We start from the raw sequence: 14,965 nt of genomic DNA, 5'->3' as shown, positions 1-14,965 counted from the left end.
TGGAACCATTTTTGACTTAATATTATTCAACATTAAATACTCAAATTATGATACCTGAAGATAATACAAATGCCCAAAACAGAAAGTTGGAAGAGATGGATTATAATCCCAATGAAGATATTTTCAATAAAGAGAAACATATTCCTTTGGATGGCGATGGGAATCCTATTTTAAATGAAGATTTTGATGATGACAAAATTGATAAAGGACTGGATATTCCCGGAGTGGAAGATGACGATGAAATGGAAGAAATAGGCTCCGAAGATGAAGAAAATAACTATTGGAGTACAAGTGATAATAATGACGACCACGAGGAAACCAACGATGACGTACTTACTTAAAATAATCAACCTTACTGATAACAGTGAGGTTTTTGTTTTTGGAGCAGAAGCATATAGTTTATCTTTAAGGAAAATTCTTCTCCTCTAGAAAATCGAATTTTATCAAAGAAAGAAGACTAGGTGGTTAATAGGGAAAAACAAAAAATGGGGATCTTTAAAAAGAAAATACTAAATATTCCGTTTAATTCTTAAATTTGGCCAATGCAAAAGAATCTTTATCTCATCATATTATCATTTTCTCTTATCAGTTGCTATACTTACCAGGTTAAGAAACAGGCGGATATACCGGCGGACAATAAGAAGGAATCTAAAAAGAGCCCAACTCTTGCTAATGATACTTCTACGCAACTGAAAAGCTCAACAGCTGAATCCCAAGGCCTGAAGCCTCAACCAATGCCTATTCCGATCAATGTTCAAGAGAAACTTGTCCCTAACAAAAAATTTAAAATTGATGTTGACGGTAAGAGCTATAAAATAATAGTTGACAAATGGGAAAGAGATAGCCTAGTTGCACATCCGATTAATAATCCTAAAAGAATTCTGAAATTCCATAAGAATCAGATCAATGGTGAAAAAATTGCGGAAAAACGCTTCTCACAACCCATAGCTGATATTATTACTGTTGCTGCTTATACCGGAATTGGTGTTTTAATCTGGTATCTTCTTCGTTAATTTTTTAAACTTTTCCTGTAATTATAGAAGGAATTTTTATCGTTTAGTTGCATTGTATTTTCTAATTTGAATATCTTTAAGACTTTCAAATTAAACTAAGAACTTTATATAACAATATGACTTTCCAAGAACAAATACAGCAAGGTATTCCTAATCAATTACCTCAACCAAAACCATACGATACCAATATAAACCATGCACCGAAGCGTAAAGAAATTTTAGGGGAAGAAGAGAAAAAACTAGCCTTAAAAAATGCGTTGCGTTATTTTGAACCTCAGTTTCATGCAGAGTTGTTGCCTGAATTTAAAGAAGAATTAGAAAAATACGGTAGAATTTACATGTACCGTTTCCGTCCGGATTATGAAATGAAGGCAAGACCAATTTCAGAATATCCCGGAAAATCTGAGCAGGCAAAATCGATTATGTTGATGATTCAGAATAATCTGGATTATGCAGTGGCTCAGCATCCTCACGAATTAATTACGTATGGTGGAAATGGGGCTGTTTTCTCCAACTGGGCTCAATATCTTTTGACCATGAAGTATTTGTCGGAAATGACAAATGAGCAGACATTGACCATGTATTCAGGACATCCGATGGGATTGTTTCCTTCTCATAAAGATGCGCCGAGAGTGGTAGTAACCAATGGAATGATGATTCCAAATTATTCTAAGCCAGATGATTGGGAGAAATTCAATGCACTTGGGGTTACGCAATACGGGCAAATGACCGCTGGAAGTTATATGTATATCGGCCCGCAAGGGATTGTTCATGGAACTACTATTACGGTTTTAAACGCTTTCAGAAAAATTAATAAAGAACCCAAAGGTGGACTTTTCATTACTTCAGGTTTAGGAGGAATGAGTGGAGCTCAGCCAAAAGCAGGAAATATTGCTGGTTGTGTTACGGTTTGTGCTGAGGTAAATCCTAAAATTACAAAGATTCGTCACGAGCAAAAATGGGTGAATGAAATTCACGAAAATTTGGATGAATTGGTAGCAAGAGTCAAGAAAGCTCAAGACAGTAAAGAGACCGTTTCTCTGGCTTATCTTGGAAACATTGTTGAGGTTTGGGAAAAATTTGATCAGGAAAATCTAAGAATTGATATTGGTTCAGATCAAACATCCCTTCACAACCCTTGGGCTGGAGGATATTATCCTGCAGGACAAAGTTTTGAAGAATCTAACAAAATGATGGCTGAAGATCCTGAATTATTCAAAGAAAAAGTTCAGGAAACCTTAAGAAGACATGCGGCAGCAATCAATAAACATACAGAAAAAGGAACGTATTTCTTCGATTATGGAAATGCCTTTTTATTGGAAGCATCAAGAGCCGGAGCAGATGTAATGTCTGACAATCCGACGATTGGAAAAGAATTTAAATATCCGAGTTATGTTCAGGATATTATGGGACCTATGTGTTTCGATTATGGTTTCGGACCATTCCGTTGGGTTTGCTCAAGCGGAAAACCGGAAGATTTACAGAAAACGGATGAAATTGCGTGTCAGGTTTTAGAAGAAATGATCAAAACATCTCCTGAAGAAATTCAACAGCAGATGAAAGATAATATTCAGTGGATCAAAGGAGCACAGGAAAATAAATTGGTCGTTGGCTCTCAAGCGAGAATTTTATACGCCGATGCAGAAGGAAGAATGAAAATCGCTGAAGCTTTCAACAAAGCCATCAAAAATGGAGAAATCGGACCTGTCGTTTTAGGGAGAGATCATCATGATGTATCGGGAACGGATTCACCTTACAGAGAGACTTCCAATATTTATGACGGTTCAAGGTTTACAGCAGATATGGCAATTCAAAATGTGATCGGTGATAGTTTCCGTGGCGCAACTTGGGTTTCCATTCACAATGGAGGTGGAGTTGGCTGGGGAGAAGTAATCAACGGTGGTTTCGGAATGTTGCTAGATGGAAGCGATGATGCCGACAGAAGATTAAAATCAATGCTTTTCTGGGACGTTAACAACGGGATTTCAAGAAGAAGCTGGGCTAGAAATGAAGGTGCCGTTTTCGCTATTAAAAGAGCGATGGAAATGGAACCGAATTTGAAAGTGACGTTGCCGAATTTTGTGGATGAAGATTTGTTTTAAAAACTTTTTAGATATTGAAAAACCTGCTGTGAAGCAGGTTTTTTTTGTGGTAATATTGATTTTGTAATTTTTAATATTGGTTTCAATCATTTTTTTCCATTTGACGATTGAATTCATTTATTCTAGCTATTTCATCCCAATCACAATCTAGCTCAGATAAATTAATTTCATAAGATAATCCTAAATCATTAATTTTTTCACCCAAATAATTTAATTTATCTATAATTTCATTTACTTCTGTTGTATCAGTTGCCCAATCTTTAAGATTTTCAGCTTCAGTAAATATGTAATCAGAAAAAATGCTATCTAGATGATTTATAATTGTATACGAGTCAAAAGCATGAAAATCAATATCAAAAGTATCTTTTAAATTTTCCAGAAGTTCTACAGCTGACTCAATATCGTATTCTCCAATAACAAGTTCATTAACTATTTCTTCGGTTCTACTATCCAAGGCTTTTTTAACATAATAATTTTCATTTGTTTCCGTAACAAATTTTTTAAAGGCTATATTTAGTCTATAATTAGTATGAAGAGCCTCCCAGTCATTGATATCTTTAATGATTTTTACTAAAAAGTCATATTTAGTATATTCTTCAAAATGAGAATTTACAAAAGTTGCTAAGTGAATTAGATCTTCATCTCGGAAAGATTTTCTAACATAACTATCATAATTATTCATCATATCTAAAACTAAATCTGCTGGAAATAATATATTATGGAATTCAGTTAGTGATAAAACTAATTCAGAAACTTGTTGAATATATTTAATAGAATCTACCATTAAATTTATTTCTCTTGTATCAGTTTGAATATAATTTATTAAAAAGTCTTTTAGAGAAGGATTAATAAAATCCACAGTATTATTTTTTCTAATGATAAATCCTTTATCAAGCTTATCTAGGGCATTTTTAAATGGATTTATTGGAAGAACGGAATCTTTGGAAGTACAATAATCAATTCTCTTATTAAAAGCTTTTTCTAGTAAATTTATATCTACCCTTTCATTAAATGTTAAAAGTGTACTTAGTAGCCAGCGATCTATGTAATCAATTTGTTGTTCATAAGCATGTTTCCAAATTTCTGTTGGATTATTAAAATTTTCACGAATGTATTTTTCGAAAGTTTTAGCATTGTATTTTTCAACGTTTTCTTTTGATGTAATAAATTCTACAGATCTAGGATTGAAGTTTTTGTGTGATGTAATAAAATCAAATAAATCTTTTCTTTCAATTAAAGATTTTAAATCATCAGCCATTTCAGATTCATCAATATGGTTTCTAAGTAATTTTTCTTTGATATTTTCTGAATATTCTTTTAGATGAAAAACAGCCTCATTTAAGTTTTTGCTAAATCTTCTAAATCGATCTGATTTCTGTATTACGGTATTTAGAACAATACTTCTTGTAGTAAAAATTAATTTTTTGTTTGTCATCCTTTTTATACTTCCAATAATTCCTAAAAGTGCACTTTCACTTCCTTGTGCTTTATTTATTTCTGCAGAATTACTACCTAAAAAGTCATCAAAGTAAAATATCTGCTTAGACAGATCATTTTTAAGTACTCTGTCAATCTCTTTAATATCATCAAGTATATAAAGAAGTTGATAGTTTTCATTTATATATTCGTATGTCAACATCTCAGCTAAAGTTGTTTTACCAACACCAGGATCTCCCGTAATTATTACAAAATTGTTTTCTTTCAAGCTATCTCTCACAACATCAAACAGTGGAGTTTTTACATAAAACCTTATTCTTTTTGCTAATTCATATTCAATAAAATCTGTTGATCGAAATTGAAGATCGGAATTTAAGATTTTTGTTAAAACTGATGTATCCGAAAACCATAACTTATAATGTATGTTTAGAATATCTTCGTGACTTTCTATTAGTCTATTTAAATCTTTTTTACCATATATGTCGTTCAAATTCTTAATGTATGGATGAAAAATATCACTAATTTTTTTTGTATCTCCTACTCCAAGATCTACTGAAGTTGCGAAGATGTAATTTGTTGGAGCAAGTTTTTTAACTTTTTCGACTTCTTCATTTTCTAGTTTTCGAAACATCCCATCAAAACCTGTCCTATAATAATGTTTTACTTGTCCAACATGTTCATGTGTGTTATGTTCTGTAGAATATAATAAATCAATTCCTTGATCTTTACCATCTTTAAAAGTTTTATATTTAATTGGAGAATCATTTGGAACTTCGGCATTTAAAAGATCACAAACTAAATCTTCAAGATCTGAGCTGCTTAAAGTTGAGAAGTCATATTGCGCCATATTTTCTGGTAATTTTCTTGTAAATCAAATATACAAATAACTGTTAAACTATTTATTTCAAGATTGATTACATTTTCTATAATCTAACTTCTTATGATAAAAAAAATCTGCCAAAATTAACTAATCCCTGAGATTTTAATATAAGATGCTCGTAATAATTAGAGAGCTCTAGAAATCGAAAAAGATTATTAAGAAAACAATTTGTTTCCTATATTTGTATCATAAAACGATACCAAAAAACGTAAAATAATGATAGCAGAAATAGAAAAATATATCGAGATTCAAAATAGTATTGATGAGATTTTAAAAAATTCTCCTTTCAAAATGTCATATATTATTGAGGAATCTGGAATTAAAAAGCCTACTTTTTTCAAAAAACTGAAAGAAAAAAGATTTACACCAGAAGAGCTTTTAATCATTTCAAAAACCATTGAACTAAGACAATGGAGAAACGAAACCAAAGAGGAAATTTTGGAATCATTGAAACAAACTGAACAAGACTTTGAAAACGGAAAAGGAATTTCTGGAGAAGTTATTTTAGAAGATATGAAAAAACGCATAGAAAAGAAAACAGAAGATATCAAATAACGTGTATTCAAAACTAAAACCTCTCGGATTTCTCACACTTTTTATACTGATGGCATTTTACAGCCTTCAAGAAATTCCGTTGGTGTATCCTTCTTATTTTCCAAAACCGGTGTATGACTTTAAAACAAATCCCTTAAAACGTGCTAAAATAGAATTAGGTAGAAAACTATTTTACGACCCAATTTTATCGAGAGATCATACGATTTCGTGTTCTTCCTGTCATAATTCAAACCAAGCCTTTTCCCATGCAGGAAATGGTTTAAGCAAAGGTATTGAAGATGGAATTGGCGACCGAAATTCACCCGCGATATTCAATCTTGCTTGGCAGAAGAAATTCATGTGGGATGGCTCGGTTGTGAATATTGATGTTCAGGCGTTGGCTCCAATTAATCATCCAAAAGAAATGGGGGAGGACATTAATGCGGTTGTCCGAAAACTAAATAAATCAAAAGAATATAAAACGCTTTTCTACAGAAGTTTTGGTGACAGTTTAGCAACTACGGAACGGATTATGAAATCACTTTCGCAGTTTCAATTGACGATTGTTTCTGCCAATTCTAAGTATGATAAAGTAAAGCAAGGCAAAGCAGAATTTACCGAAGCGGAAGCTAATGGATATCAATTATTTAAAAACAATTGCAGTTCGTGTCATACAGAGCCTTTGTTTTCCAATTATGGTTTTGCAAATAATGGACTTCCTATTAATCCTGAACTCAAAGATTACGGAAAATGGAATAAAACAATGGAACCGGAAGATAAACTGATGTTCAAAATTCCAAGCCTCAGAAATCTTTCTTACACCTATCCTTATATGCATGACGGAAGATTTCAAACCCTGAATGAAGTCTTGGAACATTACGAAAAAGGTATAGAAAAAAGCCCGACCTTAGCGAAAGAACTTCAATATCCGATTGTTTTTAGTCCAAAGGAGAAAGAAAATTTGTTGGCTTTTTTGAGAACGCTTAATGATTCTGTGATGGTTTCAAATAGGGAATATCAAAAGATAAAATAGTTGAGGAGCAGTTTCCAACCTTTGTATAAGAAAAAGCATCTTTAGTAATAAATAGTTAATATGAAAATTACAGTACCAAAACCATGTCATGAAAACTGGGACAAGATGAAAATTGAAGAAAAAGGAAGATTTTGTGCGGTTTGTTCTACAAAGGTTACAGATTTTACCGTTGCTTCGGATGAAGAAATTATAGATGTTTTTTCGAATTCTTCAGAAAATGTGTGCGGGAATTTTAATGAAGGACAACTTAATAGAGACCTCCAATATTCCTATATTAATTCGCTTTTTACAAAATTTGCGGTGGGATTTATTTTAACTGCCGGAGGAATGGTCTCTATAAAGGCGCAACATTGTGAAATTAAAAATGATACCATTAAGCAACGGAATTTTAAAGGAAAACCTTATGTTGCACCGGCGAATGTTAAAAAAGATACGGTAAATAAAAACAGAATTATTTTAGGAGGTATCCGTTCTGAAAAACTAAATACTGCGAAACCTTTATTTGTGTTGGATGAGAAAATAATTAAAGAAGAAGAGTTTAGAGCACTCAACCCCAATGTAATAGGTAGTGTGAATGTTTTAAAAGGAGCTTCTGCGACTTCAGTTTATGGCGAAAAAGGAAAAAATGGAGTAATTGTTATCAAGAGTAAAAGAAAAGAGTAAATGAAAAAATATTGCTATAGCTTACTCTTCGGAGTGCTATTTTCAGCTCCTACACTGGCTTGTTTAAATGGTGACACCTTAAAGCTAGAAGATGGTACAATGCTTTATGAAGATTATGATGGTTTTGTTCCTTATGGTCATATGTTCGTAGGAAAAGAAGATTTAATTACTGTTTTAGAATCACTTGAAAAAGGCTATAAGGAGACTAATAATTTGAATTATTTATCAGATAAAGGACTGATATTGATTATTCAAGGCAGATACAAAGAAGCTATTGAACTGTATAAAAAGATTGAAACTCTTGAACCGAATCGTTATTCTACAGCTTCCAATATTGGAACGGCATATGAACTTATCGGGAATAATACAGAAGCATTGAAATGGATTGAGAAAGCTGTGAAAATTGATCCTAAATCTCATTTTGATTCAGAGTGGATTCATGTTAATATTTTAAGAGCTAAAATTAAGGGAGATCAATTTATAAATTCAGAATTTTTATTAGGTAATGATTTTGGAAAAGAAAAACTTCCAACATCTGATATGCAGAAAAAAGACTTATTAACTCTTAGGCAAGAGCTATATTATCAACTGAATGAAAGGATCACTTTTGTAAAACCAAAAGATAAAATTGTTGCGCAACTCTTATTTGATTTAGGAAATATTTCATATATGATCGGAGATAAAGAAGAGGCAATGGAGGATTATCAATTGGCTGAAAAATATGGATATGCAGGGCAAATTATAGAAAAAAGAAGTAAACTTTATTCTCCAAAAGTTATTGATAATATTGAAAGAAAAATAGTAAAAGAAGGAAAGTATCAAATAAAACCAACCAGAAGATCTCAATGGATGGAAACGCTTGTTTCTGTTTTTGCATTGATTGTTTCAGGACTTATTATTTTCATCTTCAGAAAGAAGATTTTCCCAATGCTTAAATAGTTTACTTTTTGAAAAAATATACCGCTCAGCTTCTTAAAAATCAATTTATTTTAGTTTCAGAAAATCATGATGAAATGGGAAGAATTGTCCATATCAGAAAGCTCTTTTTTGGTAGGCATTATATCATCCTTAATTCCAGAAGTTATGACATCAGGAACGTCGGTTTTCTGAAAAACGATTTGGAACTTTTTACGGCTAAAGGTGTTATTTATTTCACTGATTTAGCAAAGGAAAGGATTATCAAATCAGGGGGAAATGTCAGAGTTTATTATTTCAAGTTGGGAGTAACCAATCAATTATTTGAGAAGGAAAAATTATTGATAGAAATCCGGACTGAGAAAAAAAGATTTAAAGATCCTGTGTATTATCTAGAGGCGGATGATTCTGTAGATGATTTATTGGTTTTATTATTTTTGCATTATTCAACAAAGGAATTTAATTATATTGGAGGAGATGGAGATTAAATAAGATTTTAAAGTAACGTTTCCAAATAACAGTTTTTCGTAACTGATAAATCAAAAGAATTAAACAATGAAAAAAATAGGAATTATAGGATGCGGCTGGCTGGGAGATCATATTGCAGAGAGATTATCTGGTCAGTATGAGATTTTCACAACCACGACATCTCCTTCTAAAATAGAAGATTTAACGTCAAAAGGATATCATACCACATTGGTTGATTTTCCGGACGAGCATCTTGAAACGATGAAAGAATGGGAAGTAGCACGCCAATTGGATGCTGTGATTATTACGGTTCCTTTTGCCGGAGTAAGAGGTGCGGAAATTCCATTGCAGGAAAAAGCTCAGAACTTGTTGACATTCCTTGGAGATTATAAAGGTCAGCTTTATTTGATGAGTTCTACGGGAGTCTATCCCCAAGCTGAAAAAGAATTTACAGAAGACGACAAATCGGTGGACGATATTCCAAGCGAGCGTGTTATAAAAAATAAATTTCCTCAAGTCAATATTTTAAGATTGGCTGGATTAATGGGAGATCAACGATTGTTGAAGAATTATAATATTTCCAATTTGGATCTGTTGGTGAACCATATTCATTACGCTGATATTTGTTCGGTTGTTGAAAAAATGCTGAACAATGAATCTCATTCTAAAGTATATAATGTCGTGGCGCCTGTTCATCCTAATAAAGAAGAGATTATCAATGCTCAGAAAGATTTACCGTATTCAGGAGAACGTACTACTCAAGGGAGAACGATATCACCTGCAAAATTAATTTCAGAGTTGGGTTTTGAATTTGAATATCCGGATCCAAGGTATTTTCATTTGTAAGTAATCATATTATAATAATGTTTCTTCACTTTCAAATTTTATATTTGGATAATACATTTTATATCTTATGCCAAATATTTGTTCACCATGTAAGTTTTTAATTATTTGATATTTAGTGATTAGTTTGTTTTGTTCTTTTTCTGCTAAATATTCCCATTTCATTCCTAGTGGGGTAATACTATTAATTAATATTATCGCTTGTTCGTATGTTGAAAGCTGAGCTCTTAACATTTTACCATAATTATATTTTTGTATATCTTTTAGATATAAATTTTCGTTTAAGAATTTATAGGATTGAAATAAGTGCCTAAAATAGTGACCTAATCTAAACTGATGACCTCCATAATATTTTTCATAAATCAGATGCATTTTGAAATCACTAGAAAGTTCAGATAATCCTTCAGTTTTTTCTGGTGTATTCTTGTTATTGTATAACTCGGTAATTATTACCATTAGATCCTTTAAAGGTAAGTTTCTTAACTTTTCCCATAATTTATATCTAGTTTTGTTTGATTTTTTTGGTTTAAGTTTTAAGTAAAATAAAAGTTTATAATAGTATTCGGGTCTATATCTTTTTCTAATTATTTTTTTTATAATTCCTTCGCCTTCTGTTCCTAAACCAAAAAATACTACCGAGTATGCAATATCAATTCTTGCTAATTCTATTGGACTAATAATTAAATCATTTGATTTAATTATTTTTTTTAGTATTATTAAATATTTATCAGAAATATAATCTTTTTCAATATCAGAGTTAGAAAATTTTCTTACCTCTCGATAGCATTCAATAAATTCTTCAAATATTTTTCTAATAACTTGTCTGTTTTCAAAAATTGAAGCTTCTCCGTTTTTATGTTTTATATATTTAAATTCACTTACATTTTCTTTATGTAATCTGATCATTTCGAAAAAATATGATTCAAATGCATTTCTTTTATTCTCGTCCTGTTGTTCTTTTAGGGTTAAAATTAGAAGTAATGTTCCTGCTAAAGTAAAAAAGGTTCCAATAACTCCTCCTACATAGTCTCCAAATTGGCCCGTCTTTTCGAAATTTGTAGTATCATTAAAAGAGATAGAAAATCCATCTAAATTGGATTTTATAAGAAACATAATTATTATCAATAATCCTAATCCGATAATTGACCAAGAGAAAAAAAGGATTGTTCTTTTCATTAAAAAAATATTATTAGTTTTATATTATAGCAGTCTTTAGTAAATATAAAAAAAATGGTTAATATTATTGCATCTTTTGGTTTTTAACTGTGACTAATATTCTTTTATAAGAAAATTTTAATTTATTGCTAAAATGTATAATCTCTGAGATAGATTTTAATTAAAAAAAATCAATAAATAGTTGAACAAATTACTAATCAAAATGGATGTCATAAGAAAATAAACTTTGTATTTAATCGATTAAAAAAAATATTCATACCTTCAAGACGGGCTTTTCAAAAGTTCGTCTTGTTTTTATTCCCTAATCTATGAAAAACTTCAACTATATTCTATTGCTCATCGTCAGCTGTTTCTGTTGGTCGTGCATTCGGCCGGAACTTCCCAATGCTGAAGCTGATATTATATCCTGCCATGTAGATCCGCTTATTCTGAGAAAAGATCCTATTTTACAAAATGATCGTATTCAGATATTAGTAAAATCATCGACAGATTTAAGTCAACAGGCACCCGTTTTTACCTTAACACCAGGCGCAACAATTTTTCCAGAAAGTGGAACGGTTCTTAATTTTACAAAGCCTCAAATTTATACCGTAACCTCAGAGGATCATCAATACCAAAAGAAATATGAGGTGTCTTATATTATTTCAACCATTGGTTCTAAGTTCAGTTTTGAAAATGTGCGCCTTGAAAACGGTAAATATGATGTGTTTTTTGAAACAGATCAAAATAATCAGAACATCATGGATTGGGCCAGTGGCAATGCAGGTTTCAGCTTAACGGGAGCGTCTTCCAATTCGGAAGGGTATCCAACGGCTCGTTTGGCAGATGGCAAAGTTGGACAAGGGGTAAAATTAACCACTCAGTCTACCGGAAATTTAGGGGCCATAATGGGAAAACCTATGGCAGCAGGAAACTTGTTTATGGGAGAATTTGATTTGGGATCTTCCATTTCCAATCCTTTGAAAAGTTTACATCTGGGAGTGCCTGTAGATCTTGTTCCGAAAGGGGTAAAAGGTTTTTTTAAATATACAGCCGGGCCGGTTTACAGAGAAGGCGGAGTCGTACAGCCCAACAAGAAAGATACTTGGGATATCTATGCTGTTTTCTTTGAAACAGATGCCAATTTGAAATACCTTGACGGAACCAATAAGTTTACCCATCCCAATATTTTTTCTATTGCCCGTGTTACAGATGCTCAGCGAATTGAAGCTTCGGATTGGACAGCTTTTTATATTCCTTTTGATGTCATCAATAATCAGACAATAGACCAACAAAAATTAATAGACGGAAAATATAGTCTGTCGCTTGTCTTTACCTCAAGTATTGATGGAGATACCTTTGCAGGTGCGGTAGGAAGTACCCTTTTAATTGATGAAATTGAATTAACTCATTAGAATGAAGAATAATCTATATCTTTTTTGTACCTCATTGTCGATATTTCTTTTCGGAGGAAGTTCATTGATCAGCGCACAAGATCAAGAGCCTGCTCCAAAGGAATCGGGGGTCTTCGTATATCAGTTGAGGGTAGGAGTGAATATTGGAGGCGTTACGCCAATTCCACTGCCTGCTGAAATTCGGGAACTGAACAGTTTTAATCCAATGCTGAATATGAGCATAGAGGGGAATGTGGTGTATTGGCTGAATCAGTCTCCACGTTCTTGGGGATGGAGTACAGGAATTCGATTGGAAAATAAAGGCATGAAAGCCGATTCCAGAGTTAAAAATTACAGCATGGAAATCATTGGTGGAGAAGGGGAGAAAGTAGCCGGAAACTGGACAGGCGGTGTGTCTACTCATGTTGCCAATTCTTATATCACCATTCCAACGTTGGTCGCCTATAAGATGAACAACCGATGGTCTTTTTCAGGAGGTGCTTTCTGGTCATTGCTCATCGATAAAAATTTCTCAGGATATGTTTTTGATGGCTACTTGCGTGAAGGAGATCCTACCGGAGTTAAAGTTGTTTTTGAAGGTGATAAAACGGCTTCTTATGATTTCTCCAATGACTTACGACATTTTTCTTATGGAATTCAGCTAGGGGCTAATTGGAAGTTCTCTAAACACCTCAATGTCTTTAGTGATTTGAGTGTCGGATTAAATAATGTATTTAAATCAGACTTTAAAACAATATCTTTTAAAATGAGACCTGTTTATCTGAATGTAGGAGCGGGATATAGTTTTTAAGTTGAGGTGATTAAAAGAAGAATATATTTTTGTTGGATAATTGCGAAGACGCAATTTTTTTAATCTTTAAGCTGTTTTAAGGCGCAAGAAAATTGCAGATTTTCGTTCTAATATTATTAACCTCTTTTGTCATTGACTTCGTCGAATCTTCGATTTCTGGAAGAATCTAAATCAAACTTTTTTTAGTTCTGACAAAGTGCAAATTCATCTATAACATAATCCATTTTATCGTAGATAAAATCCTTGCGCCTTAAAGCATATACCTGATAAATCTCCTTGCGCCTTTGCAAAAACCAACCATATCAGATAAAGTTTAACCATTCTATATCAATAAAAACTCTATAACAATTTTTGATTACCAGAGTCTCTTTTTGTTGGATAATCGCGAAGACGCAAAGTTTCTTAATCTTTAAGCTGTTTTAAGGCGCAAGAAAATCAAAGAATTTTCGTTCTAATATTATTAACCTCTTTTGTCATTTCGGAGGAATCTCAACCAAACTTTTTTTTAGTTCTGACAAAGTGTAGGTTCATCTATAACATAATCAATTTTATCGTAGATAAAATCCTTGCGCCTTAAAGCATACACCTTATAAATCTCCTTGCGCCTTTGCGGAAACCAACAATACGACAGACTCTAAGAGCCTGTGATTTTAATAATTTCATCCTACATTTTTCAACATTAAGATTATGTAAGGTTTTTAGAATATTAAGTTTGAGCTTTGCTTTAAGCCGTCACGCTTAAGAAAATTTATAAATTTTTTCTTAATTTCCTTAACAACTAAAATTCCTCTTAATGGTTTGAAATTTTCACACATCCATTATTAACTAAAATTTAAACAGCCTCTAAATATCTATATCAATAAAAACCCTCCAGCAATATTAATCGTCAGAGGGTTTTCGAATTTATTTAAAAAGCTACTTAATTTTTAGCTGCTTTAATCGCTGCTTCATAATTAGGTTCTTGTGAAATATCAGCCACCTGCTCTTCATAAACAATCTTTCCTGAAGGATCGATCACTACAACAGCTCTGCTTAAAAGCCCTTTCATTACAGAATCTGTAATTTCTACACCATACGTTTTTCCAAAATCAGAACGGAAATCTGAAAGCATTACAACATTCTTTATTCCTTCAGCGCCACAAAATCTCTTTTGAGCAAAAGGTAAATCTTTAGAAATACAAAGAACAACCGTGTTCGGAATATTAGCCGCATCTTCATTGAAATGACGCACAGAAGCCGAACAAACTCCGGTATCTACACTCGGGAAAATATTAAGGATTAAGTATTTTCCTTTGTAAGATTCAAGGGTTTGATCTTTCATGGTAACATCGGTAAGGGTGAACTTAGGGGCTGCTTTATTTACGGCTGGTAGTTTAGCATAGGTATGTACAGGTTTTCCTCCCATCAAAATGGTATTGGCTGTTTTAGTATTTTGAGCAAAACTCAATGTTGAGAAAAATATTGCTGCGCTGAAAATTAATTTTGAAAACATAATGTTAATTTTTTAAGTCTGTTTAATGTTTTGATCACAAAAGGTTTTGTGTCTTTGATCGTTAAAAATAATACTGAAAATTTCTAAGCAAATTTATTCTTTTTTCAAATGCCAAAGATTAATTTTAATTCAAACACACCTTAAATAGAGCAAATCTATTAACCTGCTATTTTTAAAATCGATTTTTACGGCTACCTTTATTCTGACAAAAGTCGACACTCAAAT

14 protein-coding genes are annotated in these 14,965 nt (G+C 32.3%); 11 read left to right on the top strand and 3 right to left on the bottom strand.

Translation table 11 applies throughout. From position 1 onward, the window contains the following. The first annotated feature begins 47 nt into the window (after nucleotides 1-47). From BUB80_RS11295 to BUB80_RS11285, 3 genes are all read left to right on the top strand, one after another. Nucleotides 48-341 carry a hypothetical protein gene (locus BUB80_RS11295; protein ID WP_073293033.1) on the top strand — a complete coding sequence of 98 codons (294 nt, stop codon included), beginning with the start codon at nucleotides 48-50 and terminating at the stop codon, nucleotides 339-341. Nucleotides 342-542: 201 nt separating this feature from the next. After that, nucleotides 543-1,013, top strand: coding sequence for a hypothetical protein (locus BUB80_RS11290; protein ID WP_073293032.1), 471 nt, complete (start codon nucleotides 543-545; stop codon nucleotides 1,011-1,013). A gap of 116 nt (nucleotides 1,014-1,129) precedes the next feature. After that, complete coding sequence (locus tag BUB80_RS11285) at nucleotides 1,130-3,115, top strand: urocanate hydratase (protein WP_073293031.1); 1,986 nt, start codon at nucleotides 1,130-1,132, stop codon at nucleotides 3,113-3,115. Between the two features lie 82 nt (nucleotides 3,116-3,197). On the opposite strand, the gene BUB80_RS11280 is transcribed toward BUB80_RS11285, so the two are convergent. Further along, nucleotides 3,198-5,399: an nSTAND3 domain-containing NTPase gene (locus tag BUB80_RS11280; protein WP_073293030.1), complete on the bottom strand. Its 2,202-nt coding sequence runs from the start codon at nucleotides 5,397-5,399 to the stop codon at nucleotides 3,198-3,200. A 249-nt stretch (nucleotides 5,400-5,648) separates the two neighbouring features. Here BUB80_RS11280 and BUB80_RS11275 point away from each other — a divergent pair, with 249 nt between their 5' ends. The 6 genes from BUB80_RS11275 to BUB80_RS11250 all read left to right on the top strand — a co-directional run bounded on the left by BUB80_RS11275 (nucleotide 5,649) and on the right by BUB80_RS11250 (nucleotide 9,891). Then, nucleotides 5,649-5,987 carry a hypothetical protein gene (locus tag BUB80_RS11275; protein WP_073293029.1) on the top strand — a complete coding sequence of 113 codons (339 nt, stop codon included), beginning with the start codon at nucleotides 5,649-5,651 and terminating at the stop codon, nucleotides 5,985-5,987. A gap of 49 nt (nucleotides 5,988-6,036) precedes the next feature. Next, nucleotides 6,037-6,999 (top strand): cytochrome-c peroxidase, encoded by a 963-nt coding sequence (locus BUB80_RS11270; RefSeq protein WP_073293028.1) that lies wholly within the window; start codon nucleotides 6,037-6,039, stop codon nucleotides 6,997-6,999. A 60-nt stretch (nucleotides 7,000-7,059) separates the two neighbouring features. Further along, nucleotides 7,060-7,662: a TonB-dependent receptor plug domain-containing protein gene (locus BUB80_RS11265; RefSeq protein ID WP_073293027.1), complete on the top strand. Its 603-nt coding sequence runs from the start codon at nucleotides 7,060-7,062 to the stop codon at nucleotides 7,660-7,662. Continuing rightward, a complete protein-coding gene (locus tag BUB80_RS11260) occupies nucleotides 7,663-8,601 on the top strand; it encodes a tetratricopeptide repeat protein (RefSeq protein ID WP_073293026.1) in 939 nt (312 codons plus the stop codon). Between the two features lie 8 nt (nucleotides 8,602-8,609). Beyond that, nucleotides 8,610-9,065, top strand: a complete 456-nt coding sequence (locus tag BUB80_RS11255) for a hypothetical protein (RefSeq protein ID WP_073293025.1) — start codon at nucleotides 8,610-8,612, stop codon at nucleotides 9,063-9,065. A gap of 67 nt (nucleotides 9,066-9,132) precedes the next feature. Then, nucleotides 9,133-9,891 carry an NAD(P)-binding domain-containing protein gene (locus tag BUB80_RS11250; protein ID WP_073293024.1) on the top strand — a complete coding sequence of 253 codons (759 nt, stop codon included), beginning with the start codon at nucleotides 9,133-9,135 and terminating at the stop codon, nucleotides 9,889-9,891. A 9-nt stretch (nucleotides 9,892-9,900) separates the two neighbouring features. Here the strand turns inward: BUB80_RS11250 and BUB80_RS11245 are convergent, their stop codons facing one another. After that, entirely contained in the window at nucleotides 9,901-11,064 is a 1,164-nt protein-coding gene (locus tag BUB80_RS11245) for a putative phage abortive infection protein (protein ID WP_073293023.1), read from the bottom strand. A 308-nt stretch (nucleotides 11,065-11,372) separates the two neighbouring features. Here BUB80_RS11245 and BUB80_RS11240 point away from each other — a divergent pair, with 308 nt between their 5' ends. Both BUB80_RS11240 and BUB80_RS11235 read left to right on the top strand, forming a co-directional pair. Further along, nucleotides 11,373-12,458, top strand: coding sequence for a PCMD domain-containing protein (locus BUB80_RS11240; protein ID WP_073293022.1), 1,086 nt, complete (start codon nucleotides 11,373-11,375; stop codon nucleotides 12,456-12,458). A 1-nt stretch (nucleotide 12,459) separates the two neighbouring features. Then, the gene (locus BUB80_RS11235) at nucleotides 12,460-13,248 is read left to right on the top strand and encodes a porin family protein (RefSeq protein WP_073293021.1); all 789 of its coding nucleotides are present in this window, start codon (nucleotides 12,460-12,462) and stop codon (nucleotides 13,246-13,248) included. A 919-nt stretch (nucleotides 13,249-14,167) separates the two neighbouring features. On the opposite strand, the gene tpx is transcribed toward BUB80_RS11235, so the two are convergent. Continuing rightward, entirely contained in the window at nucleotides 14,168-14,740 is a 573-nt protein-coding gene (tpx, locus tag BUB80_RS11230; RefSeq protein WP_083547143.1) for a thiol peroxidase, read from the bottom strand. Nucleotides 14,741-14,965 lie beyond the last annotated feature (225 nt).

Origin of the sequence: Chryseobacterium polytrichastri (genome assembly GCF_900142445.1) — a bacterium.
GTDB classification, from domain to species: Bacteria; Bacteroidota; Bacteroidia; order Flavobacteriales; family Weeksellaceae; genus Chryseobacterium; species Chryseobacterium polytrichastri.
This window is presented reverse-complemented; position numbering and strand designations above follow the sequence as displayed.

Excerpts from the sequence above, each read along its gene's own strand:
- BUB80_RS11260 (WP_073293026.1), top strand. The coding sequence starts at position 7,663 with ATGAAAAAATATTGCTATAGCTTACTCTTCGGAGTGCTATTTTCAGCT.
- BUB80_RS11240 (WP_073293022.1), top strand. The coding sequence starts at position 11,373 with ATGAAAAACTTCAACTATATTCTATTGCTCATCGTCAGCTGTTTCTGT.
- BUB80_RS11295 (WP_073293033.1), top strand. The coding sequence starts at position 48 with ATGATACCTGAAGATAATACAAATGCCCAAAACAGAAAGTTGGAAGAG.
- BUB80_RS11235 (WP_073293021.1), top strand. The coding sequence starts at position 12,460 with ATGAAGAATAATCTATATCTTTTTTGTACCTCATTGTCGATATTTCTT.
- BUB80_RS11270 (WP_073293028.1), top strand. The coding sequence starts at position 6,037 with ATGGCATTTTACAGCCTTCAAGAAATTCCGTTGGTGTATCCTTCTTAT.
- BUB80_RS11245 (WP_073293023.1), bottom strand. The coding sequence starts at position 11,064 with ATGAAAAGAACAATCCTTTTTTTCTCTTGGTCAATTATCGGATTAGGA.
- BUB80_RS11275 (WP_073293029.1), top strand. The coding sequence starts at position 5,649 with ATGATAGCAGAAATAGAAAAATATATCGAGATTCAAAATAGTATTGAT.
- BUB80_RS11285 (WP_073293031.1), top strand. The coding sequence starts at position 1,130 with ATGACTTTCCAAGAACAAATACAGCAAGGTATTCCTAATCAATTACCT.
- BUB80_RS11265 (WP_073293027.1), top strand. The coding sequence starts at position 7,060 with ATGAAAATTACAGTACCAAAACCATGTCATGAAAACTGGGACAAGATG.
- BUB80_RS11280 (WP_073293030.1), bottom strand. The coding sequence starts at position 5,399 with ATGGCGCAATATGACTTCTCAACTTTAAGCAGCTCAGATCTTGAAGAT.
- BUB80_RS11290 (WP_073293032.1), top strand. The coding sequence starts at position 543 with ATGCAAAAGAATCTTTATCTCATCATATTATCATTTTCTCTTATCAGT.
- tpx (WP_083547143.1), bottom strand. The coding sequence starts at position 14,740 with ATGTTTTCAAAATTAATTTTCAGCGCAGCAATATTTTTCTCAACATTG.
- BUB80_RS11250 (WP_073293024.1), top strand. The coding sequence starts at position 9,133 with ATGAAAAAAATAGGAATTATAGGATGCGGCTGGCTGGGAGATCATATT.